This is a genomic window from Anoxybacteroides voinovskiense (genome assembly GCF_014196205.1).
Taxonomy (GTDB): Bacteria; Bacillota; Bacilli; order Bacillales; family Anoxybacillaceae; genus Anoxybacteroides; species Anoxybacteroides voinovskiense.
In genome coordinates this window covers 105,098-131,411 of the sequence record NZ_JACIDE010000008.1, presented here as the reverse complement: position 1 = coordinate 131,411, position 26,314 = coordinate 105,098, and the positions used below count along the sequence as shown (strand labels likewise).

19 protein-coding genes are annotated in these 26,314 nt (G+C 41.9%); 17 read left to right on the top strand and 2 right to left on the bottom strand.

Annotated elements, in window-relative coordinates:
- The 12 genes from murJ to GGR02_RS07545 all read left to right on the top strand — a co-directional run bounded on the left by murJ (position 1) and on the right by GGR02_RS07545 (position 17,050).
- Complete coding sequence (murJ, locus tag GGR02_RS07600; RefSeq protein ID WP_183184129.1) at positions 1–1,611, top strand: murein biosynthesis integral membrane protein MurJ; 1,611 nt, start codon at positions 1–3, stop codon at positions 1,609–1,611.
- Between the two features lie 5 nt (positions 1,612–1,616).
- Complete coding sequence (locus GGR02_RS07595) at positions 1,617–3,059, top strand: Wzz/FepE/Etk N-terminal domain-containing protein (protein ID WP_183184128.1); 1,443 nt, start codon at positions 1,617–1,619, stop codon at positions 3,057–3,059.
- Positions 3,056–4,345: an O-antigen ligase family protein gene (locus tag GGR02_RS07590; protein WP_183184127.1), complete on the top strand. Its 1,290-nt coding sequence runs from the start codon at positions 3,056–3,058 to the stop codon at positions 4,343–4,345. The genes GGR02_RS07595 and GGR02_RS07590 overlap by 4 nt, the downstream gene beginning before the upstream one ends.
- Positions 4,342–6,525: a cellulose biosynthesis cyclic di-GMP-binding regulatory protein BcsB gene (locus tag GGR02_RS07585; RefSeq protein WP_183184126.1), complete on the top strand. Its 2,184-nt coding sequence runs from the start codon at positions 4,342–4,344 to the stop codon at positions 6,523–6,525. The genes GGR02_RS07590 and GGR02_RS07585 overlap by 4 nt, the downstream gene beginning before the upstream one ends.
- Before the next feature lie 10 nt (positions 6,526–6,535).
- Entirely contained in the window at positions 6,536–7,165 is a 630-nt protein-coding gene (locus GGR02_RS07580; protein ID WP_188619057.1) for a YdcF family protein, read from the top strand.
- Between the two features lie 92 nt (positions 7,166–7,257).
- A complete protein-coding gene (locus GGR02_RS07575; RefSeq protein WP_183184124.1) occupies positions 7,258–9,294 on the top strand; it encodes a hypothetical protein in 2,037 nt (678 codons plus the stop codon).
- Positions 9,295–9,629: 335 nt separating this feature from the next.
- Positions 9,630–10,880 (top strand): EAL and HDOD domain-containing protein, encoded by a 1,251-nt coding sequence (locus GGR02_RS07570; protein WP_183184123.1) that lies wholly within the window; start codon positions 9,630–9,632, stop codon positions 10,878–10,880.
- 136 nt (positions 10,881–11,016) lie between these two features.
- Entirely contained in the window at positions 11,017–13,485 is a 2,469-nt protein-coding gene (locus tag GGR02_RS07565) for a phosphodiester glycosidase family protein (RefSeq protein ID WP_229706117.1), read from the top strand.
- A gap of 151 nt (positions 13,486–13,636) precedes the next feature.
- Positions 13,637–14,032: a hypothetical protein gene (locus tag GGR02_RS07560; RefSeq protein ID WP_183184122.1), complete on the top strand. Its 396-nt coding sequence runs from the start codon at positions 13,637–13,639 to the stop codon at positions 14,030–14,032.
- Between the two features lie 132 nt (positions 14,033–14,164).
- Positions 14,165–14,899, top strand: coding sequence for a hypothetical protein (locus GGR02_RS07555; protein ID WP_183184121.1), 735 nt, complete (start codon positions 14,165–14,167; stop codon positions 14,897–14,899).
- A gap of 28 nt (positions 14,900–14,927) precedes the next feature.
- Positions 14,928–16,331: a S41 family peptidase gene (locus GGR02_RS07550; protein ID WP_229706119.1), complete on the top strand. Its 1,404-nt coding sequence runs from the start codon at positions 14,928–14,930 to the stop codon at positions 16,329–16,331.
- Positions 16,332–16,567: 236 nt separating this feature from the next.
- Positions 16,568–17,050 carry a C40 family peptidase gene (locus tag GGR02_RS07545; protein WP_183184120.1) on the top strand — a complete coding sequence of 161 codons (483 nt, stop codon included), beginning with the start codon at positions 16,568–16,570 and terminating at the stop codon, positions 17,048–17,050.
- A 143-nt stretch (positions 17,051–17,193) separates the two neighbouring features.
- Here GGR02_RS07545 and GGR02_RS07540 read toward each other — a convergent pair whose 3' ends face one another.
- Both GGR02_RS07540 and secA2 read right to left on the bottom strand, forming a co-directional pair.
- Entirely contained in the window at positions 17,194–18,075 is an 882-nt protein-coding gene (locus GGR02_RS07540; RefSeq protein ID WP_183184119.1) for an accessory Sec system S-layer assembly protein, read from the bottom strand.
- Positions 18,072–20,456 (bottom strand): accessory Sec system translocase SecA2, encoded by a 2,385-nt coding sequence (gene secA2 / locus GGR02_RS07535; RefSeq protein ID WP_183184118.1) that lies wholly within the window; start codon positions 20,454–20,456, stop codon positions 18,072–18,074. Before secA2 ends, GGR02_RS07540 begins: the two co-directional genes overlap by 4 nt.
- 215 nt (positions 20,457–20,671) lie before the next feature.
- On the opposite strand from secA2, the gene GGR02_RS07530 reads away from it, so the two are divergent.
- From GGR02_RS07530 to GGR02_RS07510, 5 genes are all read left to right on the top strand, one after another.
- The gene (locus GGR02_RS07530) at positions 20,672–21,754 is read left to right on the top strand and encodes a glycosyltransferase family 4 protein (protein ID WP_183184117.1); all 1,083 of its coding nucleotides are present in this window, start codon (positions 20,672–20,674) and stop codon (positions 21,752–21,754) included.
- 152 nt (positions 21,755–21,906) lie between these two features.
- The gene (locus tag GGR02_RS07525) at positions 21,907–23,019 is read left to right on the top strand and encodes a DegT/DnrJ/EryC1/StrS family aminotransferase (RefSeq protein ID WP_183184116.1); all 1,113 of its coding nucleotides are present in this window, start codon (positions 21,907–21,909) and stop codon (positions 23,017–23,019) included.
- Between the two features lie 208 nt (positions 23,020–23,227).
- Positions 23,228–23,977, top strand: coding sequence for a lipopolysaccharide biosynthesis protein (locus GGR02_RS07520; protein WP_229706120.1), 750 nt, complete (start codon positions 23,228–23,230; stop codon positions 23,975–23,977).
- Positions 23,970–24,983, top strand: a complete 1,014-nt coding sequence (locus GGR02_RS07515) for a Gfo/Idh/MocA family protein (RefSeq protein WP_183184114.1) — start codon at positions 23,970–23,972, stop codon at positions 24,981–24,983. The genes GGR02_RS07520 and GGR02_RS07515 overlap by 8 nt, the downstream gene beginning before the upstream one ends.
- Before the next feature lie 16 nt (positions 24,984–24,999).
- Positions 25,000–26,313 (top strand): nucleotide sugar dehydrogenase, encoded by a 1,314-nt coding sequence (locus GGR02_RS07510; protein WP_183184113.1) that lies wholly within the window; start codon positions 25,000–25,002, stop codon positions 26,311–26,313.
- Position 26,314: the final 1 nt, after the last annotated feature.

The following is a 26,314-nucleotide window of genomic DNA, read 5'->3' as shown; positions in this document are numbered from 1 at the left end:
GTGGCAAACAGTAGCGAGAAGGAAAATGGCATCACGGAACGTTTCTATAAACAGAGAAAGACGATGAAGCAATCAGCGCCTGTAATGAATAGAGTAGCGATTAGTACGGTATTGATTGTGTTCGTTGGGCTAGTAAGCAAAGGGCTTGGTTTTCTTCGGGATATGTTTCTTGCGTTGTTTTTAGGGGCAGGGATGGAGAACGATGCATTCCAAATTGCTCAGTCGCTCCCATTTACTATTTTCGGAACGATCTCGGTTAGTATGACGACGTTATATATTACTATTTACGAAGAAGTAAAGAATCGCCACGGAAAAAGAGAAGCGTTATCTTTCAGCAATCATTTGTTTATCCAATTAGTTTTTTATGCGTTTTTCGTTAGCATATTAGGCAACCTATCAGCACCAATGTTTGTTTCTTTTTTTGCGCCGGGGTTTTCAGAGGAAGGTCGCCAACTGGCGATTGAAAATACGAAAATTAGTTTTTGGGGCATCGTTCTTCACGTTTACATTGCGGTTGTATCTGGGTATTTGCATAGCGAGAAGAAGTTTTTTGTCACCTCGCTTAAAGGAATTTTTATGAACATTGGTACACTGTTGCTCTTTTTCGTTCTTCTTTTTTTACAGAAAGATACAGTTTCTATTCATATCATTGCTCTTACGATTTTAGGAGGCTTGCTTTTTTATGCGCTACTTTTAACGATAGAAATGAAGCGGAGCGGATATGGATTTGTAACAGAAAAATTTTCACATTCCAATGAATATGTAAAAAAATTTTTTTATTTACTTTTACCGATTTCGTTTGGTGCAAGTGTAACACAGCTAGCCCCTATATGCGACCGCATTATTGCTAGTTTTTTAGGTGAAGGGAGCATTTCCGCACTTGCATATGGCGGACGTTTAACACTGTTTGGAGGAGCTGTCATTGCTTCGGCGGTGATTACAGTTGTTTATCCGAGCGTTGTCCAATGGGTGCAAGCAAGGCAGGAAGCAAAAGTATGGGACTTGATGAAGAAGTATATGATTTTGTTGCAAAGTGTCATGGTTCCGTTAGTGGTATTTATTTTTAGCGAAAGTGAACTATTAGTGGAAGTGTTTTTTGGGAGAGGCCGATTTAGTAAGGAAGACGTGTTCATGACCGCTAGTGTCGTTCGATGTTTAGCGCTTGGGCTGATTGTGTATGGCGTGAGGGAAGTATATATTAAAATTTTTCATGCGCTCCAAGATACGAAAACACCGGTGAAGAATGGGATGTACGCCGTTTTGTTCAACATCGTTTTTTCTTTGTTGTTAATGTTTCCGTTCGGAATAGCAGGAATTGCGCTCGGCACATCCCTTTCTTTAACGATCATGACTATATTATTGCACAACAAGCTAAGAAAAAAATGGTGTTGGATTAATATGAATATACCGTGGCGGGAGATGGGGTACATTTTTTATTGCTCGCTTGCGGCTGCTCTTGTTTGCCAAATCGTTCAATGGCAAGTAACAATCGTTCCTTTTGTACGTCTGCTTTTGCTAAGCGTATTGTTTATGTCTATTTATTGTCTTTTATCGATTGCTACGAAGCGGATGTGGGTCATTTATGCAAAACACTTATTGGAAGGAAGGTGAGAAGCATGGATATTTATACTGTTTTAAGAATCATTAACGACCATAGAAAGAAAATTGTGCTGACTACATTGTTAGCAATGTCTGTTTCAGGAATTGTGTCTTTTTTCTTTCTTCCCTCTATCTATATGGTGGATGCGAAAATACTCATTAATAAGCAATCGGGGGAGGGAGTGATTGAGTATAACGATGTATTAACAACGCAGAAGTTAGCCAATACGTATGGAGAGATTATAAAGTCAAAACGAATCGCTAAATTTGTAGTGGACGAACTGAATTTGTCCATTTCACCGAAAACGTTACTTGATAGTATTACAGTCACCCCGTTAAAAGATTCGCAAGTGGTAAAAGTTTCTGTTACAGGCACTGACCCGCAGCGTGTCAAACTAATTCTTAACAAATTACTAGAAGTATTTCAAAATGAAATCGGCAATATTATTCGGGTGGAAAATGTCGAAATACTCGATGATGTATCGTTGGAGGAACAAATTGCCCCTGTAAAGCCGAAACCGTTATTTAACATTATCGTTGCTGGGGTTGCTACTGCGTTTGCTGCCATAGGGTTAGCGATATTTCTTGATTTCGTTGATCCAACGCTTCGGTCGTTATATGCCGCGAGAAGGGAATTCAAAGGAATGGTGTTTGGACCGATTCCATCGACGGCACTGATTCGAAAAGAGTTTTCGAAAAGGATGATAAAAAAATTAGTGGAAGGCGATAGGCACGACCGTTATAAAGATGCGCTGCGGAAAATTCGCGCCCAACTTATCGCTACAGAAGGGCACGGTGCTACATATATGATTGCATCGCCGCAATGTGGGATTGCGACGCAACGTATTGCCTTTGATATGGGAGAAACTTTTGCAGAAGCAGGAGATAAAACACTTTGTGTCATTTTTAACGGTAGCAACATCGCCGCCTTGCTTCAGCAAGAAAGCGAGCCTGTCATGCTTCCACATTTTTTGAACCATAACATGAAATCGATTGAAGGGGATATCGGTCATCGGTACGACTGCGACTTTCCGGTCGAGGAAATACGTCCTTTTTTCTATTGCACTACGAAGAAAAATTTGTATTTTTTAGGGTTATCGGTAAATGTATTAGAGAGAGAGTTTTTATGCAACCAGCAATTTATTAAACAAATGCTAAACGAATTAAAAAAGGAGTTTAACACGGTCATCATTGCTCCTTCGATTTCGATGATGGAAGTGAGCGATGCGCTATTATTCCTTCCATATACCGATGTATTTATGCTCATTATGGAAAAAGGGCACACGCTGAAAGAAGTGATAAAAGAAGTAATGTATCAAGTTCGTCATCTTGATAAAGTAAAGACATACGGATTATATTTCGATATTGATTTTCGTCTAAATGTAAAATATAAGAAAAAGAAAGAAAAGCCGGTTGCTCTAATAAAGCGTGGGAAACAACATAGGAGGATGGAAGATTGAAACAATGGATAATTGCACGCCGTGAACTGGTGACGTGGCTGTTGTTTACGTTATTCGGGATTGTTGCGGGGCTATTTACTTTTATTCATGCCGCAGGTATACTTATCCCGTTTTTTCTTGCTGTTGGATACGTGATGTTTAGAAATTATCCAGAAATGCTTCTGCCGCTTTATGTGTTTTCTGGATTTTATAAATCAGTTATTCCTGGACCGGATTTAACGGTTGTTTTATTTGGGCTTGCTCTTTTAGCGGCATTTTTTAAAATGTACCGAGAAAGAGAAGATGTACTGCCTCGTTTCCGTTCTGTTTCAATCTTTACTATGTTGCTATTTTTATTTTGGATGATGTTATCTTTAATATATACAGATTCAAATGGCCCTGCTATTGAAAAGGCGGTCAAAGTGCTGTTGTTAACAGGAGGAGCGTTTTTTTTACCGCTCATATTAGTCGATAGTCAAAAAAAATATGCGAACGTTTTGTTAGCGATTGTTTCGCTTGGAACAATTATGTCCGTTGTATCGGTAGTGACAGGGGCAAGAACTGTTTTTGGAAGCAACTACTTATCATTAGGATTTATTAGTAGTTTGTCAGTTCTTATTTTCCTATTTTATTTTTATCCAAAGACGAAACATTGGCTAGTTTGGATAGCGATTGTTATCAACGTTGTTGGAATGGTGCATTCTGCGGCTAGGGCGCCTATTTTCTTTTTACCGTTGACGGTAATTGTAGTAGTGGCAGTTAGCAAGCTTAAATTGCAAAAGAAAATGAAATTATACGTTGGTTTCGTTCTTTTGTTTTTTGTTTTGCTTACTGCTTTATATGTTGCTATTCCGAGCAGTTTTGAATTGTTAATTACGAGATTAAGTGCAATAGAAGATGCACAAGGCGATGACAATGCGCGCTATCGTACGTATCATGTGGAGCAAGCGATGAATTTGATTCGTACGCATCCGCTTACAGGAGTTGGCATCGGAGCGTATGGAATTGAGGTGGAGGGAATAGATGAGCGGCTTTATCCTCATAACATTTTTTTAGAGATTGGCGCTGAACTAGGGATACCAGGGGTTATTTTATTTACACTCCTTTTAATTCAAGTCATGTCCTACTATTTTTTTCATCGTGGAAACGTAGCATATGTTGATCATACGCTATTAGCATGTGTCCTTTATAGTTTTATCAACACATTGAAAGCTGGGAACCTTGTTGATAATCGTATATTTTTTCTTTTCTTAGGGATTGTTTTGATTACGGGCAATATTTTTACAGAAAGGAGAGGAGAAGAGTGAATGGCACGTTTAGAGTATGGGTATTATCGACAGCATTCTTGCTCGCTTTGTTTATGTTTTGTGTGAACGCTCGGGCGGCTGTTCATGATTCAGTACTCTCACATCATTTTTTATACAAACCGGTTGTACTAGATCCAAATGATTCTACGAAAAAAGAGTTTTATACAACTATAGAATTTTTTTCTCATTCCACTATGAAAAGTGTTCCAACATTAATCGTTGATTATGAAGTGTCTTCGTTAAACCATTCATTGACTGGCGTGACGGTACTTGTCGATGACATACCGGTTTATACAATACCAGCTTCTCCAGCAGATACGGGAGGGAATTTAGAGAGGAAAGCTGTCATTCCATTACGCCATTTAGAAACCGGGAAAAGGATTCATTCCCTCCAGTTTGTTGCGGGAACGGGGAAAAAGCGAAATGTATGTGAGAAAAAAGGAGAAAATGAATGGATCGTTATTCAACCGTCTTCTCGCATTGAGATTACATATGAAGATCGTGCGAATGTAGAGCCAACGCTGACGAATTTTCCGTGGAGTTTACGGCAACCGCACGCATCGCCGATTGTACTCGTGTATCCAGACAAGCATACGAAAGAGGACGACACCTTTCTCATTCAAACGATTAGCTTTCTCGCGAAAAAACTATCGTTATCGCCAGGAGATTTACACATTGTTCAAGAAAACGAGTTTTGGGAAAAGCCATATGGAGAAGCTGTATTATTTGTCGGATTACTTCCCCATTTTCAAGAAGAAACAATTAAGCAGTTTTCACATGTTAAAAAAGACTTGCAGCAAGGAGAAGCTTCGCTAGTAGTGACACGTTCGTTCATTCGCCCACAACAATATTTTTATATGTTGGCTGCAGGAGGATATGACGGGGTAGTAAATGCTAATAAGCAACTGAATCGGAATGCTTTTTTAAATGCATTGAAAGGAAATGAAACATTTATGGATACACAGCTTTTAAAAAACACTTCCCCACAAGACCAAATAGTAAAAACGTCGGTTCCTATTAGCGAGATCGGTTATCCGGATGGTTTATATGCAAAAAACGTACAAGAGCAGACCACATTATCGTTTCGGTTGCGCCTGCAACCGGGGATGGTGTTGGAAGAAGGTTCGCGAGTTGTTATTTATTATAGCTATAATGATACCTTTGATGAAAAACGTTCGACATTGACTGCTTCGATTAACGGAATACCTGTAGAAACGGTGTTATTAGCGAAAGGAGGGGGAGAAAAATCAAGCGTTTCCCTTAAAATTCCTTCGACCGAATGGACGAAAGAAAGTATTACGGTCGATCTCACATTTTCGTTTAAAGAAGGGAAAGAAACTTGCGATGGAATAGCGCGAAAAGACGGATGGGCAAAAATTTTGCCAAACACTCATTTTGAACTTTCTATAGAAAAACGTGCGGAAACAAATTTTAACCATTTTCCATATCCGCTCGTGAAAAATTTTGCTTGGAACAATCTGCAATTTGTATTACCGGTAGAAGCCCGTTCGTTTCATTATGAACAAGTGGCAAATATGATTGTAAAACTTGCTAAATTTATTACACATGATGATACAGGACTATCTTTAGTGAGAGAAAATGAAGTAACAGACGACGACTTGAAAGGGAAAAATCATATTTTTTATGATGTATCATTTGCGAATAACGAGCGAATGAGGGCTATAGAGAAAACCTTTCCTATCGCTCCGAACTCAATTCGCAGCAAGTGGGAGCTTCGAGGGCAAAATCAGTTTCATTTAATGGATACGTTAACGAACAAAAACGCGGTGATTATGCAAATGGTGAAATCCCCGTTTCAAAGTAGCAAATTTTTCTTGGCGATTCATGCCACAAATCCTTTATTGATGGAGCAGTCTTATGAACTAGTAGATAGCGAAAGTTGGAGAGAGGAAATTATTTCCTTGTTAAGAAAGATGAAAATAACCACTAAACGCACGTTCCCAATCAATGTGCTGATGTATACCGACCGAAAAGAACGAATCGGAGAAAGTATCGTTGCGTCTAACCAAAAACAGCCTTCATTAATGACGCAAGCGAAACAAGTAACTACTAGTTTGTTTCATATGGACGTGTTGCGTATTTTTTTGCAAAGCCTGCTGTTTATTGTAACGGTTATTTTGTTTATGATGATTTGGTCTGGTCGAAAAAGACGTGATTAGGTGAGTGGAAATGAAAAGGAAGAAAATGGTTAAATGGTTTATATGGCTATGGATTTTATTGCTATTAGCCAATGGGGCGCTGATTATCATTTCTCCTAGTTTTTTGACAGCTGTAGGACAAGGATTGGTGGTAGAGGATGATCTGAACGATGCAGATGTCATTATTGTTTTCGGTGGTGGAGAAGGAGTAGAGCGGGTGAAATATGCTGTAGACTTATATGAAAAAGGGTATGCAAAACGAATTATGTTAAGTGGAGGAATGGGGCATGCTTTGACATCGGTTCCGTGGGCGGTTCGGATGAAAGAACAACTAGTCACAATGGGGATACCGGAACAAAACGTTTATGTTGACGATCGAGCGGAAAGTACTTACGATAATGCGAAAAACGCGGTGAATTTTATGAAAGAGCACGGCTGGAAAACCGGGATTATTGTTACTTCGCCATACCATATGAAAAGATCGCTTTCTATTCTTTATCGAATAACGAAGAAAGAGAGAGCACCGATTAAGTGGTATCACAGTTCATCGACGTATAGTTCCTTTATGGTAACCCAATGGTGGAAAGACCGATGGATGCGAAAAATTGTGGTCGAAGAGTATATGAAGCTACTCGCTTATAAATTGAAATACATGTATTGACGGAAAATTTTATAATTAGGTATGATGAAATTATTAAGCGCATACATTTTTGCTTTCTGCTAATCAGTTTACGATATATAGGGGAGATGGCGATGAGGAACGGAAGGAAATTTTATTATTTGTTGTACATTGCGTTGATTTTTGCACTTTTCTCTAGTTGGAAAGTAACGGCGCTAAATGCAGCAGAGCTAAAGCCGCTTGACAAATTCGAAGTAATTCCTAGTTCGAATGTTGCAGGCGAACCTAATGTAGAATATAAGTTTATATTGAAACTTCCAGAAGGGACAACATTGAAGAAGGGAAGTAAAGTGAAGTTTTACTTTCCAGTAGGAATAGTTCCAACAAATGCGATTCCGGCTGGAAAAATTACAGTGGACGGTGTGGCCACGACGGTAGAAAGCAAAGGAAACGGTGTGAGCTACATCGAGGTGACTGTTCCAGTAGCGCTAACTTCCGGTAGAGATGTAGAAGTCGTATTCACTGGTGGCAGCGATGGAGCAGGATTAACGAATCCGACGTATGGTGCTAAAACGTTTACATTTATCAGCAGCAATCTAGCAAAAACAACAGCAAATTACAGCTTTGTTGGCCAGCCGATTAACAGTTTGGCAATGGGGGTTTCTTCTGAACAAGCTGGAGAGATAAATGTTGAATATAAATGGAGCTTTAAAACGAGCGAATACGGAAAATTAGCAGAAGAGCAATTTATTTATATATATGCACCAAAAGGCGTATTTACGCAGGAGATAATTCCAGCAGGAAAAATTATGGTAAATGGTGTACCAACGAAAAAAGATAGTACAGTCAGTAGAGGGTTAACGGTACGTATCCCAAGTCCTGTGAACATCGAGGGAAATCAGCAAGTAGAAGTTGTGTTTTTAGGTGGGGAAGATGGGGCTCATCTTCGGAATCCGGGTTTTGGTATGAAACGTTTTCTTCTATGGACGCAAATGAACGAAAAAGAAACGGTGTACTATACATTTACAGGAGTTCCAGTGCAGGAGGCATCGGTTGTTTCCGTGTCGAAAGAGGCTGGGGAAAATAATGTTGGCTACACATTTAGTTTTGCAACAAGTGCATACGGTGCTCTTTCTGCAGGAGATATGATTAGTCTTTATGCACCGCCAGGAGTGTTTCCAGACGCGATTCCGGCAGGAAAAGTACTCGTGAATGGTGTGACAGTTGCTCAAGATTTGACGGTTTCCAATTATACCGTGCTGAAAATACCTACTCCTGTGAACATCGGAAATAGCGAGAAAATAGAAATCACCTTTTTGCCAGAAGCAGGCTTGCGCAACCCTAGTATGGGAGAAAAGAAATTTTTAATATGGACAGATATGGACACTCGCGGCACAGCGGTTGCCACATTTGACGGAAAGACCGTCCAAAGCGCCCTAGTATCCAGCTCGTCTAACATAGCTGGGGAAACGAACGTAGCATATACGTTCGAATTTACGACAAGTGACAAAGGCTTTTTGCGTAAAGGAGATTGGATTTATGTTTATGCGCCGAGCGGAGTTTTGCCAAACCAGCAAATTGCTCCAGGGAAAATTACGGTGAACGGTGTTCCGACAACGTTTGCAACAAAAGGAAACGGCTTAACATATGTCATTATTTTTTCTCCTGTTTCCGTAGGAAACAATGAACGCGTCCAGATTGTTTTTCAAGGTGGAGAAGATGGCGCAGGATTAAAAAATCCGGATGTCGGAGTGAAGAAGTTTATTGTATGGACATCTTTTGATGGAAAGGCAGCGCTGAATCAAGAGTTTGTGGCGACAACCCCTGATGTTCCGCCGGCTAATCCTGTTGAGGAAACAGTGCCTCCTTCGGATCAGCCGGATGTCATCGACGATCCGGTAAACAACTTACCGCCTGGAGAAGGGCAAAATGATAGTTCAGACAAAGAGAAAGACAAAGAGAAAGATAAAGAGAAAGATAAAGAGAAAGATAAAGAGAAAGACAAAGAGAAAGATAAAGAGAAAGACAAAGAGAAAGATAAAGAGAAAGACAAAGAGAAAGACAAAGAGAAAGATAAAGAGAAAGATAAAGAGAAAGATAAAGAGAAAGATAAAGAGAAAGAAAAAGATAAAGAGAAGGATAAAGACAAAGATAAGAACAAAGGGAAGTAACATTTGTTTGCGATGTGAGTTAGTAAGACGACTACTTATGACTACTTATCATGAGGTGGTCGTCTATTTTCACTTTTCTGTAAAAATAATCAATTCAAGAACATCTATTTTTACATGTGAGCAGGGAATAATAGAAATCCACAGCTGCTTTGGTTTGAAAATTTTTAATTATTAGGAGATAAACATATCGACTTTATGCAACTTTTTGTTTAGTATAATGTTATGAATATTCCATTTTTTATTTTTATGACCATTATATCGCAAATAAACAATTAGCGGTAAGTATCACCTCAAATACTACATATTACATAATACATTAGAAAGGAATGGACATCGTGGATGTATATGTTGCAAGGCAGCCTGTGTTTGGCATTTACCAAAATGTCATAGGGTATGAGCTGTTTTATCGAAGTGGACAAAATAATTTTTATGATAGCATCGATGGTGACCAAGCGACGGTAGATGTGTTAATCAATAGCTTTATGAATATTGGAATTAATAAACTTGCAAACAATAAGCCGTGTTTTGTCAATTTCACGGAAAATTTATTAAAGGAGAAAGTTCCTTTGCAGTTTCCGCCATCTTCGGTGATTGTGGAAATATTAGAGACCATTCCTGTTTCAAGTTGGATTGTTGATATGTGCAAAGAGCTGAAAGAAAGAGGGTATACAATCGCGTTAGATGATTTTGTGTTTGATCGCTCGTATTTACCGATACTTCCATATGTTGATGTTATCAAGGTGGATTTTCTCCGAACGTCAATAGATAAGGTGCAATCATTTATAGAAATTTCTAAATTTTTCGACATAAAACTTTTGGCGGAAAAAGTCGAAACACCCCAACAATTTCGCCAAGCAGCAGAGATGGGGTTTACATACTTCCAAGGATTTTTCTTTAGTAAACCAATTATTTACGAGAACAAAACAATACCAGCTACTTTCCGTATTTCTTATCTTTCGTTATTAGAGAAGCTTAACGAGGAAGAACCGAATATAGAGAAAATTTCTGAAATAGTCGAACGAGATCTTTCACTAACGTATCGCTTGTTAAAATTCGCTAATTCCATTGTGTTTCCATCGCAACCGAAAATTAAGTCAATCCGCCATGCAATTGTACTTTTAGGGTTGAATGAGTTAAAAAAATTAGTTTCTGTATTGGCGCTGCAGGAAATTTATCATCTTCGTTCTAAAGCGTTGGAAAACCAACAGTACAAAGAAGTCGTTAACCTTTCGTTTATTCGGGGGAAGGCATGTGAACTGCTTGCTAGCAAACTAGGATATGAACGTGAAAAAGCTAGTTTCTTTTTAATGGGGGCATGTTCTTTGTTAGATGTTCTTTTAAATCAACCGTTGTCGAAAATTTTAGAAGAACTTAATATTCATCAAGACATCCAAGAAGCACTGAATGGAAAAGAAGGTCGTTATTATGGGGTGTATCAACTTGTGCAGTATATGGAGAAGGGGGAATGGGCGTTAGCAAGTCGTGCTTGTCACAATATCGGTTTATTAGAAAATGACGCTTTGTCAAGTTATCAACAAGCCATCGAATGGGCAGTGGTGGTGGAGGAATCGGTACAAGAATTTTAAGGTGGAACAAATGACGATTGCAAATCTTTTACTTTTTTCATAGAGAGAAAAATGTAGCTTGAGAAAATTTTGTAAAAAACGTGGAAACTCTCGCCTTTTTTGTCGTATAATAGAAAATGTATGTCGAAAGGAGTCTATGAAACTAGTAAAAGGAGCGTTTGTCATGTTTCGCAAGTGGTTGGCTAGTCTTTTCTTTGCAGCTTTGCTTGTCGGGGCATTGTCGGTGTCAAATGTTCAAGCAGCAACGACCGTGTACTGGGAAGGAGAAAAGCTTGTAAAAGGACAGATTGGCAAAATTGAAATCGTTAAACCAATTAATCTATGGAAAAAAGCGAACGGAACATTGCAATTTGTGCGCGTGTTGAAACCAAAAGAGCATTATCGCGTCTATTCTTATGACGGCAAGCAATACGGGCTTGGCAGTAATCTTTATGTCACGAACATGAAAGGATACGTCCTATATAAAACGCCGCCGCAAGAAAAGTTAAAGCTCGTCAATCCAGAATGGTACAGCATAAAAAAACTATCGCTTGGGCATGTGATGAGCGAATCGTCCACTGTGATGGTGCCAGGAGTGGAAAAATCAGAATTAGAGATTAATAGTGCCAGAGGCAAGCAGCACGTCTATAAACTCGAGATTAAAACAGGCGCGACCAACATCGGTGTGGAAACAGCACTATCGAACGAGCAGGTGCTTGGCATTGAACCCGTTCTTCAACAAGCGAACCGTGCCAATGTAGACGGTCATTTTGTGCTCGGAGCGGTTAATGGTGATTATTTTAAAGACAATGGCTCGCCGACCGATTTAATGGTGCATAACGGGGAGATTATCATAACGAATACTACTCCTGTTGACGAACGGGTCATTTTCGGCATTGATACCAACGGAAAACCGCTAATCGGCAATCCAGACGTGACGATGGAAATGACGATTAACGGGACAAACAGTCATATTATTCATTCGATCAACAAGCGGCGCGATGCGAATCACCTTGTCTTGTATACGCCATACTTCGCTGCTTCGACGCAGACGAATTCACTTGGGACAGAAGTCGTGTTAACGAACGTTCAGGGCAAGTTGAACGGAAACGGCATAGTTACGGGAACGGTGAAAGAAGTCATTGTCGGCGTCGGGAATGAACCGCTCCTTCCAGGTGAAATCGTCTTGTCTGGTCACGGAGAAGCAAGCAGTTACTTGCAACAAGCGAAGGTCGGCGATACGGTACAAATTTCGCTTCAATATGACCAACCGGCATGGAACGGCGTAAAGGAAGCGCTTGGCGGTCGGTATTATCTCGTGAAACACGGTGTCGTACAGTCGTTTGCCATTGCTGGGGTGCATCCGCGCACGGCGATTGGCATTGACCAAAACGGCAACATCTTTACTGTCGTAGTCGATGGACGAAACCCAGACTATAGCAACGGTGTGACGTTAAATGAACTAGCCAAGCTGATGAAAGACTTCGGTGCGGTGGAGGCGATGACGTTAGATGGAGGCGGTTCGTCCACATTTGTTGTCCGTCAAAAAGACGGAACGCTTGTTGTCGCGAACAAACCATCCGACGGATTTGCTCGACCGGTAGCGAACGCGTTGCTTGTTGTGTATAAAGGACAAGCAACGGAAGTGAAACAGCTCGTTATCACCCCGCAAGACATCACCGTGTGGGCAGGAGGGACGTATTCGCTCGGGTTAACGGCTAAAGGAGTGACGATGCTGGGGACAACCGTTCCGCTGCAGCAGCCGTTGACATGGACGTCCAATGCGGGGATGTTTTTGCAAGACGGTTCTTTCGTTGCTGCGAAACGACCGATAGACGGAACGATTACTGCTTCTTCCGGCAACGTCTCTGGAACGATGAACGTACATGTCGTTACCGACGTCGATAAGCTTGTCGTACAACCGAAGGAAATTTATGTGCGGGAAAATAGTGAGCAACCGTTGACGGTTGAAGCGGTTTACAAAGGAAAAAAAGTCATTGTGAACGAAAGCGCCTTTTCGTATACGGTATCAAATGGATTAGGAAAAGTGGAAAATGGCGTATTCCGAGCTAGCAATAAAAAAGGGGCTGGAACACTGACAATTCGCTTAGGCTCGCAAACGGTGACAATCTCAATTACCGTTGGCGTTCCGGATACTTTGCTACTTGATGATTTTGAAAAAAGTAGCCTCTCTTGGTTTACGTCCGGGGCAAATTACACTTTTGCCAACGTATTATTAACAAAGGAAGTCGTTAAAAACGGCAAGCAAGCGCTACAAATTGATTACGACTTCAGCGGCAAAACCGGAGTATCCGGCGTGTACGTAGTCGCGCAGACGAGCATTCCTCTAAAAGGCCACCCGACGAAAATTGGCATGTGGGTATATGGAGATGCAAAAGGACATTGGCTGCGAGCACAAGTGAAAGATAATAGCGGCAAACGGTATTGGCTTGATTTTTCCAAAAGTGTCGACTGGACAGGATGGAAATATGTCACGGCTGACATTCCAGCGAATGTCGAATGGCCAGTAGCACTAGAAATGCCTATTCGCTACATGGAAGTGAACGAAACAAACAAAAACGCAGGCACGATATATATTGATGACATTCAAGTGATTTACAACTAGGGGCTTATTTTTACGCCCCTTTTTTCTTTCTTGAACAGGTGGGATGACTTCAATTTCCAACGAAAAACGTTTGCATTTCTCGCGAAAGTATGTATATGATAAAACAGAATCGCTTGAAAAATTGTAGGAAAGCGGAGGGGGTTACACGCTTATGACAAATCAAGAAGTATGGAAGCAACTACAAGAAAACCCTCCTAAATTAATCGGAGGTTATAAAAAGCAAGGCTGGGTTGTTAAGATATTGGAAAAAATCGAAAATGATGACGTGGAAATAGAAGGGGATGGCTTAGTAACGGCGAAAGCGGTGCTCGAAGCAAACGACGGAACGTATTATCCGGCGTTCCTCACGTTAGATTTGTCGAACAAAGGGCAAGTTGTTGGGTTATACTTGATTGCGGAAAACAAAGAACAATTTGATTTAATTCCGTTTGAACTCGCCAAACCATTTTTACATAAGACTGACAAGGAACTGCTTCCGTTCCGTTATCGGACGTTAGCGAAAATTGAAGGCGATGAACAGCAAATAAACTGGCCAGATTTTACGTAAAAACAAGGGGTATTCCCCTTGTTTTTCTATTGTTGCCGCTTATTTCAAAAAATAAAAAACAATTGTTGTTTTCATTTGGCAGATATTCTATTAAAATGAAGTATATATTTACAAGAATAGTAGGTGAATGTCATGAACCACTCGAACATCCGGCGAATGTTCGCTGCTTTGTTTTTGCTTGTTCTCCTAGCGGCAGCGTTTCCCGTGCGTGCTGTCGAAGCAGCATCGTTATCTTCAGATATCGGGAAACTAGAACGCTATGCCGAACAGTTAGAACAAACGATCCACTCCCGCCAATTGTCCAAACCGTATGCCTTGTATAACAAGGCAAAGAAGAGCTATTACGAAACAAAACGGCAAGTCGAGCAATTAAAGGAAGGTGAAATGAAACAGCGCTATCGTGAGCGGCTAAAAGCAGTAAATCGCACGATTGTTCAAGCGTCGTACTATATTCGTGCGATGGAAAGCGGAGAGCGGCTTTTGTCGGACAAATCGCACATCGAGCAGTCACTAGCATTAGGAAAAGTAGAAACGGTGTATGATGCGTATGCTTCTTTTGACCAACAATTGAAAAAGACGAAGGCGCTCATTCAAAAGGTGAGCGGGTCTTCTGTACGCCAAAAGATGACAAATACGTTCGTTCGACCAGCGGAAGCGGCAAAACAGCGAGCGTTTTATCCGATGAACATTATGTTGGCGTTTGATGGCATCCTCACAGCTTATGAACAAGAGGATATCGCAAAAGCGGAGCGGTTGCTTTTGCTTTGTGAACAATGGTTGCCGCATGTAAAAGATGCAAAGGCAAAAGCTGCCCTAAGTCGTTATTTAGAAGAGTTTCAAGCACCAGTTATTTTAGAAGTACAGTAAACGACCTTGCGAAAGAAGGGGAATAGTGATGCGGGAAATGATGAGAAAATTTTTTATTCCGTTTGTTTTTTTATTTTCATTGACGACGTCTGCGTTCAGTGTTTCAGCGGAAACGACATCGACAAGTACACTTGATGAAATTCGCCAGTACATTCGCGATTATTATGTGGACGTTGTCAACGAAAACGTATTGAACGGCTCCACACCGCAAGAAATCGTCCAACATTTAGACAAATATTCGACGTATATGACGGCACAGGAATATCAACAATTCCTTGACTCCATTAACATGGATTTCGTTGGGATTGGTATTACGTTTGATATGGATACCGCAGGAATCAAAGTGACATCTGTGCTAAAAGGGGGTCCGGCAGAGCGTTCCGGCTTGCGCGCAGGCGATGTGATTACAGAAGTAGATGGTCAATCGTTAGCAGGAAAAACGAGCGAACAGGTGGTGGCGCTCATCACTGGGCAAGAGGGAACAACGGCTCATCTAAAGGTGCTTCGTCCAACCACAAACGAAACGTTAACGCTTGATGTCACGCGCGAGAAAATTAACTGGCCGAATGTTGAGTTTTCTAGATTAGCAGGTAATATTGGCTACATTCGCTTGTACAGTTTTGATAGTGGTTCAGTGGACGAGATTGCTCAAGCAATTCGCTCTCTTTCTGGGGTGAAAGGATGGATTTTTGATGTGCGCAACAATCCAGGAGGGTACGTAGATGCCGCTCAGCAAATTCTTGGCTTTTTCCCAAACGTGACAAAAGCGTTTCAGCTGCGCGACCGTTCGAACGTCCCAGAAGTATATGACGCCATTGCACAATCCGTCAAAATGAACGGTCCAATTGACATGCTTGTCAACGCTTCAAGTGCTAGCGCTTCTGAAATGGTCGCAGCGGCTGTGAAAGATCAGAAGGCAGCAGTATTATACGGACAACGAACGTTCGGAAAAGGCTCGATGCAGCAAATTTTTCAATTGACCGATGGAAGTGTTTTGAAACTGACAGTGGCTCGCTTCTTCTCTCCGAACGGAACGACGATTCACGAAGTTGGAGTGAAGCCGGATGTGTGGACGGCAGTGAATAAAGAATTGTATGCGGCGCATCGTGATTTGCTTTTAAAACAGTATCGTGCGTATCAATCGCTAGGGAAGTTACGAAACGTACCGACGAATAAACAATTCACGATGAAATTTTCTCGTAAACTAGCAATTAGCGATACAAGCAAACTCGGTATTAAGCTATATGAACTAGGCGGGCAAGAAGTGCCGGTAACGGTGCAAGTGAGCAAAGGAACGCAGCTTGTCATGAAGCCGAAAAGCTTGTTGAAAAAGGGGACATCCTATTTGTTAGTCGTTCCGCCGACGGTGAAAAGCAAAGATGGCGTTTTGATGAAAAAAGGAGCGTATGTCGAATTTAGTGTGGCAAAATAAGCGTTACAGCCGGTTCTCGTACGGGAGCCGGCTTTTTCTATTAAAAAATTTGTAGAACTTTGCAATTTAATAGTAAATGTTGTAACGAAAATGTAATATAACCATGAATTTTTAATAGGAATGAAACACAATAACGGAAAGAAATAAGGTAGAATTTTGGTGAGGTGGAATGAAACAACTGGATTTGCAACCGATTTCAAAGGGAAAGAGCGAGTTGCTTTGATAGGGGGAGACAAATGAAACAACGGCTGGCGATGGTAATCGTTTCACTTTTTGTGTTTTTGAGCGGGCATTATGCGTTTGCGGAAGAATTAGACATCGTTGCATTTAGCAAGCAATACGTCGGCGTTCCGTATAAATGGGGCGGAAAGACGCCGAAAGGTTTTGATTGTTCTGGATTTGTCACGTATGTATACCAAGAGTTTGGTGTTTCCCTTCCGAGAACAGCAGAAGAGCAGTACCGGCGCGGAAAGAAAGTGTCGAAAGAAGAGTTGGCTGTTGGCGACTTAGTCTTTTTTACGACGTATAAAAAAACGGCTTCTCATACGGGCATTTACATCGGGGACGATAAATTTATCCATGCAAGCGATAAAGGGGTCATTATCTCTGATTTAGATGAGTCGTATTGGCGAAAAACATATTTAGGAGCGCGCCGTTACTTCGACAGCGACGAAGAAGTGGCTGCGTTACAAAGCTATAACCGCCTTGGCTGGCATTAATACATAAAAAGATGCTGTTTGAAGCAAGGAGTTTTCCCTGCTCGAAACAGCATCTTTTTTGTCTTTAAAGCTCACATCGGTGGAATTCGCTCCGTCTAGCGCTGGGACGGTTAAACCTATTTAGCGAAGTTTACGCGCTTTTCTTATGCTTTTGGCGGGTATACTTTCCATTTCGTTAAATTCACATCTTCTTTTAGCAATAGAGTAGCTGGGAAAATAAACGTCCACGGTTTACTTGTATTCGCTTTTACTTCGAATTGCTCTAGCTGAAATACCCCTTTGCAAATGACATCGCCAGACGCATCTTCCACGACGAGCGGGATTTGCTCGAGCTGAATATGTTTGTCGCTTCCGTTGCGAATGAGCAACGTGACGACTAAATCGCGCTTTTCATTGAGTTTTGCTTCAAGCCCCATAAAGTTAATTTCTCCGACAGAAAGCGGCGGCAATGTTTCGATTAATTTTTGTAAATGTTCGCGTTGCTGCGTCGATAACGCTTGTTCCCAGCTTGCTTCTAAATCGAGGCGATGGTCTTCGCGCTTCGGAGCTTGTTTTAGTTCAAACGCAATCTTCCACCCTTCCTGTGGAATTTTGTCTACGAGTTTATCTTCCGCCGAGAAGAGGAAGCGCCACGGTCTTGCGGTCATCGGCGGAAGCTCCCCAAAGCTGTCCATCGCAAATGCCCGCTTGGCGATGGCTTGTCCGTTCTCATCTAAAAGCAGCAAGTTGATTTGCTCAAACCGGACTGGTTTCGGCAGTGTGCTTCGTAAAAAGGCGACGACAACAAACCCGTCGTTGTATTCAATCAGCTTCATTCCCGAAATGGAAAGTTGATTCGGTTTTAGCGGCGGAAGCTGCTGGTGATGAAACTGGTAGACGTATCGCTCCTGTGGCGATACGTCCCAGTCCGGATGGAACGATAGCGTTGTCTTTACTTCCTCTATCGTTTGTTCTTCCTTAGAAGTCGAATGAGAAAGTGCTTCTGCATTCGGTGCTGCTGTTTTTGTTTTTCGTTTAAAAATCATTCCGTACCCTCCTCATTGCCGTCTAACTCAAATTGGTTTTTGACGTAGTTCATAAAGCGAATCGAAATATCGGCTTGAATTTCTTGCTGGAGATGGACAAATTCATGAAACGCCTCGATTTCAAATAGGCGGTACGGGTCTTCTTGGCCGTATCCACGCAAATGGATGCCATCTTTTATGTTCGTAATCGTATCGAGATGACGAATCCAGTGCGAATCGATTGTTTGAATCATAAATCGTTTGAGCTGAGCGGCAAGCGACTCGTCGTCTTTTAGTGTGAATAAGTCTTCTTTTAGTTTCTCATATTCTTCGAAAACGATTTGTTCGATCTGCTCTTTTTCTAGTTCTTTTAAATCGTCGCACGTTTTATGGAAGCGTAAAAATACGAACGACAATTCTTCATACAAGCCTTTCGTGTTCCATTCCTCATAAAAAACGTCTGGCAAACAATATTTTTCGATTGTTTGTGTTAAATAGTTTTTGATATACTCCAGTATTTCTGCCATCATCTCTGTCGGTTCACACGCTAAAATGCGGTCGCGCATTTGATAGATGATTTTGCTTTGTCGATCGATGACAGAGTCGAGCTTTAATAAATGGGCGCGAGCCGAATAATGTGCGTGTTCGACTGTTTCTTGCACTTTGCGGACAAATTTTACAGGGTCTGGAGAAATAACGAGCCCCTCGTCATTTGTTTTCACTTTGCTAAGCCATTTTTCTAGCTCTTCCTTATCATATGATTTGAACAGTTCATCTTCTAACGAAATGATAAATTGCGAAGAGCCTGGGTCTCCTTGTCGTCCCGCACGACCGCGCAGCTGCATGTCGATCCGGTTGCTTTCATGACGTTCAGTGCCGATAATATGCAAGCCGCCAAGCTCTGCGACGCCTTCTCCTAATAAAATATCTGTTCCTCGTCCTGCCATGTTAGTTGCGAGCATCACTTGCCCTTTTTGTCCAGCAAGGGCAATGATTCGTGCTTCGTCTTCTTCTGTTTTCGCATTCAAAATTTGGTGTTGAATGCCATGTTTCGTTAAATACTTTGACAATCGTTCCGACTGCGCAATCGATGTCGTCCCGATTAAGACAGGGCGACCGAGATCGTGCATTTTTTTTACTTCAGCAACAATTTTTTTCGCTTTCGCTTCATATGTGCGATAGACGAGATCGTCCATGTCCACACGGCGCCGTGGCTTGTTTGTTGGAATGGTGACGACATGCAAATGATACGTGTCCCAAAACTCGTCTTTCGACGGGGTTGCGCTTCCTGTCATGCCGCATAATTTTTCGTACATGCGGAAGTAGTTTTGGATGGTAATCGTTGCTTGCACGTCGTTTTCTTCTGTAATCTCGACACCTTCTTTCGCTTCAATTGCTTGATGAAGCCCATCGCTGAACGTCCGTCCTTCCATAATGCGTCCAGTGAATTGGTCAACGAGAAGCACTTTTCCGTCTTTGACGATATAGTCGACATCGCGTTTCATAATCACAAACGCGCGCAGCGATTGCATAACGTTATGCAACAACGCTTGATGCTCGGCATCGTATAAGTTATCAATGCCAAACGCTTGTTCAATTTTTGCTGCTCCAGCGTCGGTTAAAAAGATTTGTTTTGTTTCTGGATACAATTCGTAATCTTCGTCTTGCTTAAATTGCCGAACGATTTGTGCGGTTACTTGGAACAATTCAGCGCCGATGCTCGATTTGTTTGCGATAATGAGCGGCGTGCGCGCTTCATCGATTAAAATGCTGTCAATTTCATCGACGATGGCGTAATGAAGCTTGCGCTGCACTTTCTCGCGAATATCATAGATCATATTGTCGCGCAAATAATCGAAGCCAAATTCCGTCCCTGTTCCGTATGTAATGTCCGCTTGATACGCTTCTTTTTTCGCTTGCGGAGAGATTTGCGAAATGTTTAGGCCGACAGACAGCCCTAAAAATTCGAACACTTTCCCCATTTGTTCTCGGTCGCGCCGCGCTAAATATTCGTTGGCGGTAATAATATGCACCCCTTTTCCTTCAAGGGCGTGCAAATAACTCGGAAGCGTCGCAACTAACGTTTTTCCTTCTCCCGTTTGCATTTCCGCAATATTTCCTTCATGTAAAACGAAGCCGCCGATTAGCTGTACGTCATAATGGCGAAGTCCAAGCACGCGTTTTGCGGCTTCGCGCACGACAGCAAACGCTTCAATTTTTAAATCATCTAATGTTTGTCCTTGCTGGAGACGTTCTTTAAACTCCATCGTTTTTGCTTTCAACTGTTCATCGTTTAACGAAGCGACGTATGTTTCTTGCTCGTTCACTTTGTCAACAAGTTTGCGCAACCGTTTGATATCGCGGGCACTTTCGTTAAACAGCTCTTTCACTTTTGTTAGCATAGTTCCCTCTCCTACTTAAATTCATTCCTAGACGAATTATAACATACTATGGCAAAGTGCAACTGCATGGAATTGTATTAGGAAAAAAATACAAATATCCATTGGATTATCCAAACTTGCCGAATGTTTTGAAGCAAAAAAAGATTGATTTACGCCGCTTATGTGGTAACATAAAAATGATGTGTAACTATTTATAGGTCAAAGGTGATCTGTTTATGAACATGCAAGCAATTTTGGCGTTTTTTGTGTCATTTCTGACAGTTATTGCTGTGACGCCTTTGGTGATAAAGTTTGCGATTAAAATCGGTGCAATCGACAAACCGAATGAGCGAAAAGTGCATACGCGTATTATGCCGCGTCTCGGGGGATTGGCGATTTTTATTGGTGTCACCGTCGGTTATTTTGTCGGAGGGGTGTATCACGAGAAAGTGACAGGCATTACGGTTGGCGCCATCTTAATCGTTTTGATTGGAATGCTGGATGATTTGTACGAGCTTTCGCCAAGGGTCAAGTTTCTTGGACAGTTATTGGCGGCTTGTCTCGTTGTCGCGTCAGGATTAAAGGTGGAATTGCTATCGATTCCATTTATAGGTAAATTTGATATTGGGCTATGGAGTTATCCAGTGACTGTTTTTTGGATTGTTGGCATTACGAACGCAATTAATTTAATTGACGGTCTTGATGGCCTTTCGGCAGGTATTTCTGCTATTGGGATTGCGACGATTGCCACGCTAGCCGGAATGGCGGGCAAGATGTTGATTTTTACTTTATCCCTTATTATATTAGGCAGCATTATTGGCTTTTTATTCTACAACTTCCATCCAGCGAAAATTTTTATGGGCGATACAGGCGCGTTATTTTTAGGGTACGCCATTTCTGTATTGTCGCTTCTTGGTCTGTATAAAAGTGTGACGTTGTTTAGTTTTGTCGTACCCGTTATTATTTTAGGGGTACCAATTTTTGATACGACGTTTGCGATTATCCGCCGCATCGTCAATAAAAAGCCGATTTCGGCGCCGGATAAATCACATTTGCACCACCGATTATTGGCACTTGGGTTTTCGCACCGAAACACGGTTCTACTTATTTACTGCTTTGGCATTATGTTTGGCGTTAGTGCGATTTTATTTTCTTCGTCGACGCTATGGCAATCGGTGTTAATTCTTTTCGGGTTGCTCATTTTAGGAGAAGTATTGGCAGAAGTAATCGGGCTTGTCAATGAACAGTACAAGCCGTTTATGACAATTGTTCGCAAACTTGTTCGCGGCGGAAGAAAAGTATATGGCGATCACCGATAAACAACAGGTTGACCGTTTGTGTCTTTCGTAGGTACAAACGGTTTTTTCGATAACAATATACGAATTTTGTCAAAAAAGAGCACTATATGAAGAAAAAAATGTGATAAACTAAACGTGTTATAAATTGATACCAACTTATTGGAGGAATTTTCATGAAAGTACCAATGTTAGACTTAAGCGAGCAATATCAACGTTTACGCGCAGAAATGTTAACGGTATTAGACGAAGTGATGAGCTCGTCGCGTTTTATTTTAGGCGATCATGTCAAAAAGTTAGAAACCGACGTCGCGGCCTATAGTAACGTCAAGCACGGCATTGGCTGCGGGAATGGAAGCGATGCGATACATATAGCATTACAAGCCGCTGGGGTAGGGCCTGGGGATGAAGTAATTACAACGCCATTTACATTTTTCGCAACAGGCGGTGCGATTGTCCGCGCAGGAGCGAAACCAGTATTTGTCGACATTGACCCAGTCACGTTTAACATCGATCCGGCAAAAATTGAAGAAGCGATTACGGAAAAAACGAAAGCGATTCTTCCGGTTCACTTATACGGACAAATGGCCGATATGGATCCAATTGTAGAAATCGCGAAGAAGCACGGGCTTTTTATCATTGAAGATGCTGCGCAAGCGATCGGCGCAAAATATAAAGGGAAAAACGTTGGTGAGCTTGGTACGGCGGCAACGTACAGCTTCTTCCCGACGAAAAACTTAGGTGCTTACGGGGACGGCGGCATGATTGTGACGAACGATGATGAAATTGCGGAAAAATGCCGCGTCATTCGTGTGCATGGAAGTAAACCAAAGTATTATCATCACGTCTTAGGATACAATAGCCGCTTAGACGAAATGCAGGCAGCGATTTTAAACGTGAAATTCCCGCACCTGAATGAGTGGTCGGAATTGCGTCGTGAACGCGCGTCAACGTATACACACCTATTAAATGAAATGCTTGGTGACGTTGTCGTAACGCCAGTGGAAGTAGAAGGTCATTACCACGTTTTCCATCAATATACGATTCGTGTACCGAAACGCGACGAGCTGCAAGCGTTCTTAAAAGAAAACGGGGTAGCGACAATGGTATATTACCCGCTTCCGCTACATTTACAACCAGTATTCCAAGAGCTCGGCTATAAAGAAGGAGATCTTCCAGAAGCGGAAAAAGCAGCAAAAGAAGCGGTATCATTGCCGATGTTCCCAGAATTGAAAGTAGAGCAACAACAATACGTTGTCGAGAAAATTGCCGAGTTTTATAAAAAGTGATTACGGGCGTATTATTTTATAAAAAACATAGCCGCTACATACAAGCTTTTCGGCCAGTCGGTAAAAAAGCTAAGGTAGCGTCCACTAGTTTTTATTCATTAATAAACACGCCTAAAAAGTGATACGATGAGAAAACGTCGCCGCTTGCGTGCAGGGGGCGTTTTCTTACTGAATATCTGCAGATGCGAAAATAGTTAGAATAAGGACGGTGAGTCTTTTGTCAGCGGAAAAACAAAGGTTCGTGTTATACGAATATCTTTCGTATTTTTGGAAAAAGAAAATTTGGTTTGTGATCATTCCACCGGTGATGGCGCTACTAATGTTTTTCGGTGTACAACTTGTAATGAACCACGCTAAATATACCGGAAAAGCGCTCGTGTTTACCGGGTCGATTAACGTATCAGATTTAACAAACCCAGATAATATTATGGCGCAACTGCCGAATGTGAAAAATACTGTCGATATTGTGGTGCCGGAAGAAAAATACGTAAAAATCACGGTAAAAGGAAATGATGAAAAAAGCGTGCAACAAGATTTGCATACGATTGTTGCAGATTATAACGAAAAACTGCAACGACATTCGAAAGAACGGCTTGATGTGACAAATACGTATTTGAACTCGTTAGACGAGCGGACGAAGACATTGCAGGCATTGATTGACCGCTATAACGAAAAACTCAACTCATCGTCTCTCACCCCGCAGCAAATCGAAAGTACAACCGATTTGCTAGTGGAGGCACAAAACGATTTAACGAAAACGATGGAAACGGCAAATCGTGTTCGCGGCGATTTAGCATTTTATGAAAAGCCATCGGTTCTTTCCGAAGTAGTCGCTCCATCGAAATCGTATGCAAAAGAATCGATTGCGAGCGGTCTTGTCTTCGGCGTGTTTTTGACTTTTATTTTCCTTACTTTGATGAAGTATGTGTTCGATGCTAGGAGGTACTATCATGGTTAAATTTGCGATTGTCGGGATGGGGCACATCGCTAAAAAACATATTGAAGCGATTGAAAACACCGAAGGAGCGGTGCTTGCCGCGGTGTGCGACACGAACCGAGAGCGTTTAACAGGATTTCCAGAAGAAGTGAAAACATATACCGATTTAGAAACGATGTTAAAAGAAAATGAAGATATTGCTGTCGTTAACATATGCGTACCTTCTGGGCTCCATGCGAAGCTGACGAATATTGTAGCAAACTATAAACGCCATATCATTGTCGAAAAACCAATGGCGTTAAAAATAGAAGACGCGGAAGAAATGATTCGAGTGGCGAAAGAAAACGGCGTGAAGCTTGCCGTCGTTCATCCAAACCGTTTCCGCCCAGCGATTCAAAAGTTGAAACAAAAAATGGAAGAAGGGGCATTTGGGAAACTGAGCCACGCCAACGCTACCGTTCGTTGGAATCGCAACCAAGCCTATTACGACCAAGCGCCATGGCGCGGGACGAAAGAATTTGATGGCGGCGTGCTGATGAACCAAGCGATTCATGACCTTGATTTAATGCTTTGGTTAATGGGGCCAGTCGAATCGGTGCAAGCGATGGCGGCGACAAGGCTGCGCCATATTGAAACAGAAGATGTGGCGGCAGCCGTCGTGCAGTTTAAAAACGGAGCGCTCGGAGTCATTGAAGCGGCTACTACGATTTATCCGAAAAACTTAGAAGAGTCGATTGCGATTTTCGGCGAAAAAGCATCGGTGAAAATTGGCGGTCGAACAGCGAATTTTATTGAGACGTGGGATATCGAAGGAGTAACAGAAGAAGAAAAAGCACAAGTCATTGCCGAAATTAATAACGACCCATTTGGAAAACCAGGACATCAGTGCATTGTGGAAGATATGATTCAAGCGATACGAGAAGATCGCGAGCCGATTGTGACAGGAGAAGACGGTCTTGCGCCTGTGAAGCTTATTTTAGCGATTTTAGAATCAGCAGAAACAGGAAGAAAGGTTATACTATCATAAGAAAGGAACGGTCACAATGAACTATTACGAACAATTATTAAATAAAATTGAGAAAAAAGAGGCAGTCATCGGAGTAGTCGGGTTAGGATATGTCGGCTTGCCGCTTGCGGTGGAAAAAGCAAAAGCGGGCTTTAAAGTTATTGGTTTTGATATTCAACAAAGCCGGGTAGACCAAGTAAATAGAGGCATTAACTATATCGGTGATGTCGTCGATGAAGATTTACATGAAATGGTGAAACAAGGTTATTTACAAGCAACAACGGACTATGCGCGCATTGCGGAAGTGGACGCGGTAGCGATTGCTGTTCCGACACCGCTTGATGAGCATCATCAGCCAGATACGTCCTATGTGGAAAGCTCCGCGAATGAAATTGCTAAATATGCACACGAAGGTATGTTAGTCGTCCTAGAGTCTACGACGTATCCTGGAACGACAGAAGAAATTGTTAAGCCAGCGTTAGAGAAAAAAGGATTGGTCGTTGGAGAAACAGTATTCGTCGCTTATTCTCCTGAGCGCGTCGACCCAGGGAACAAGGTGTTTAAAACGAAAAACACGCCAAAAGTGGTGGGCGGCGTGACAGAAAAATGTACGAAAGTCGCTTCGGCACTTTATCGTTCGGTACTAGAAGGCGATGTTCACGAAGTGTCAAGCCCAGCAGTCGCTGAAATGGAGAAAATTTTTGAAAATACGTTCCGCCATATTAATATCGCCTTAGCAAACGAAATGGCGATTCTTTGCGAACGAATGGGCATCGATGTGTGGGAAGTCATTGAAGCAGCGAAAACGAAGCCATACGGCTTTATGGCGTTCTACCCAGGTCCAGGGTTAGGCGGACATTGCATCCCGATTGACCCGTTCTATTTAACATGGAAAGCGCGCGAATATAACTACCATACACGCCTTATTGAATTAGCGGGGGAAATTAATAACGCGATGCCTGAATACGTCATCCATCGTACGATGCACATTTTAAACGAAGAAGGAAAAGCACTTCGCGGTTCAAAAGTGACAGTACTAGGGGTTGCGTATAAAAAAGACATTGACGATGTGCGAGAATCCCCAGTATTAAAAATTGTCGAGTTATTAGAGCAACATGGAGCGGAATTTACGGTCGTTGACCCATATGTTCCATCGTTCCGCGCGTGCAACCGCGTCATTGAAACGGTAGCACTGACGCCAGAATTGTTGCAGCGGTCTGACATCGTACTCGTTACAACCGATCATTCGACCTTTGATTATGAAATGATTGCACAAAATAGCCCAGTCATTTTCGATACGCGTAACGCGTTAAAAGATGTGGAAAAACCGAACAAGTACGTAAAACTATAAC

Bases quoted from the DNA above. Each gene is read 5' to 3' on its own strand.
- GGR02_RS07540 (WP_183184119.1), bottom strand. From the start codon at position 18,075: ATGATTTTTAAACGAAAAACAAAAACAGCAGCACCGAATGCAGAAGCA.
- GGR02_RS07525 (WP_183184116.1), top strand. From the start codon at position 21,907: ATGAAAGTACCAATGTTAGACTTAAGCGAGCAATATCAACGTTTACGC.
- GGR02_RS07595 (WP_183184128.1), top strand. From the start codon at position 1,617: ATGGATATTTATACTGTTTTAAGAATCATTAACGACCATAGAAAGAAA.
- GGR02_RS07550 (WP_229706119.1), top strand. From the start codon at position 14,928: ATGCGGGAAATGATGAGAAAATTTTTTATTCCGTTTGTTTTTTTATTT.
- secA2 (WP_183184118.1), bottom strand. From the start codon at position 20,456: ATGCTAACAAAAGTGAAAGAGCTGTTTAACGAAAGTGCCCGCGATATC.
- GGR02_RS07510 (WP_183184113.1), top strand. From the start codon at position 25,000: ATGAACTATTACGAACAATTATTAAATAAAATTGAGAAAAAAGAGGCA.
- GGR02_RS07530 (WP_183184117.1), top strand. From the start codon at position 20,672: ATGAACATGCAAGCAATTTTGGCGTTTTTTGTGTCATTTCTGACAGTT.
- GGR02_RS07580 (WP_188619057.1), top strand. From the start codon at position 6,536: ATGAAAAGGAAGAAAATGGTTAAATGGTTTATATGGCTATGGATTTTA.
- GGR02_RS07560 (WP_183184122.1), top strand. From the start codon at position 13,637: ATGACAAATCAAGAAGTATGGAAGCAACTACAAGAAAACCCTCCTAAA.
- GGR02_RS07555 (WP_183184121.1), top strand. From the start codon at position 14,165: ATGAACCACTCGAACATCCGGCGAATGTTCGCTGCTTTGTTTTTGCTT.
- GGR02_RS07515 (WP_183184114.1), top strand. From the start codon at position 23,970: ATGGTTAAATTTGCGATTGTCGGGATGGGGCACATCGCTAAAAAACAT.
- GGR02_RS07575 (WP_183184124.1), top strand. From the start codon at position 7,258: ATGAGGAACGGAAGGAAATTTTATTATTTGTTGTACATTGCGTTGATT.
- GGR02_RS07545 (WP_183184120.1), top strand. From the start codon at position 16,568: ATGAAACAACGGCTGGCGATGGTAATCGTTTCACTTTTTGTGTTTTTG.
- GGR02_RS07565 (WP_229706117.1), top strand. From the start codon at position 11,017: ATGAAACTAGTAAAAGGAGCGTTTGTCATGTTTCGCAAGTGGTTGGCT.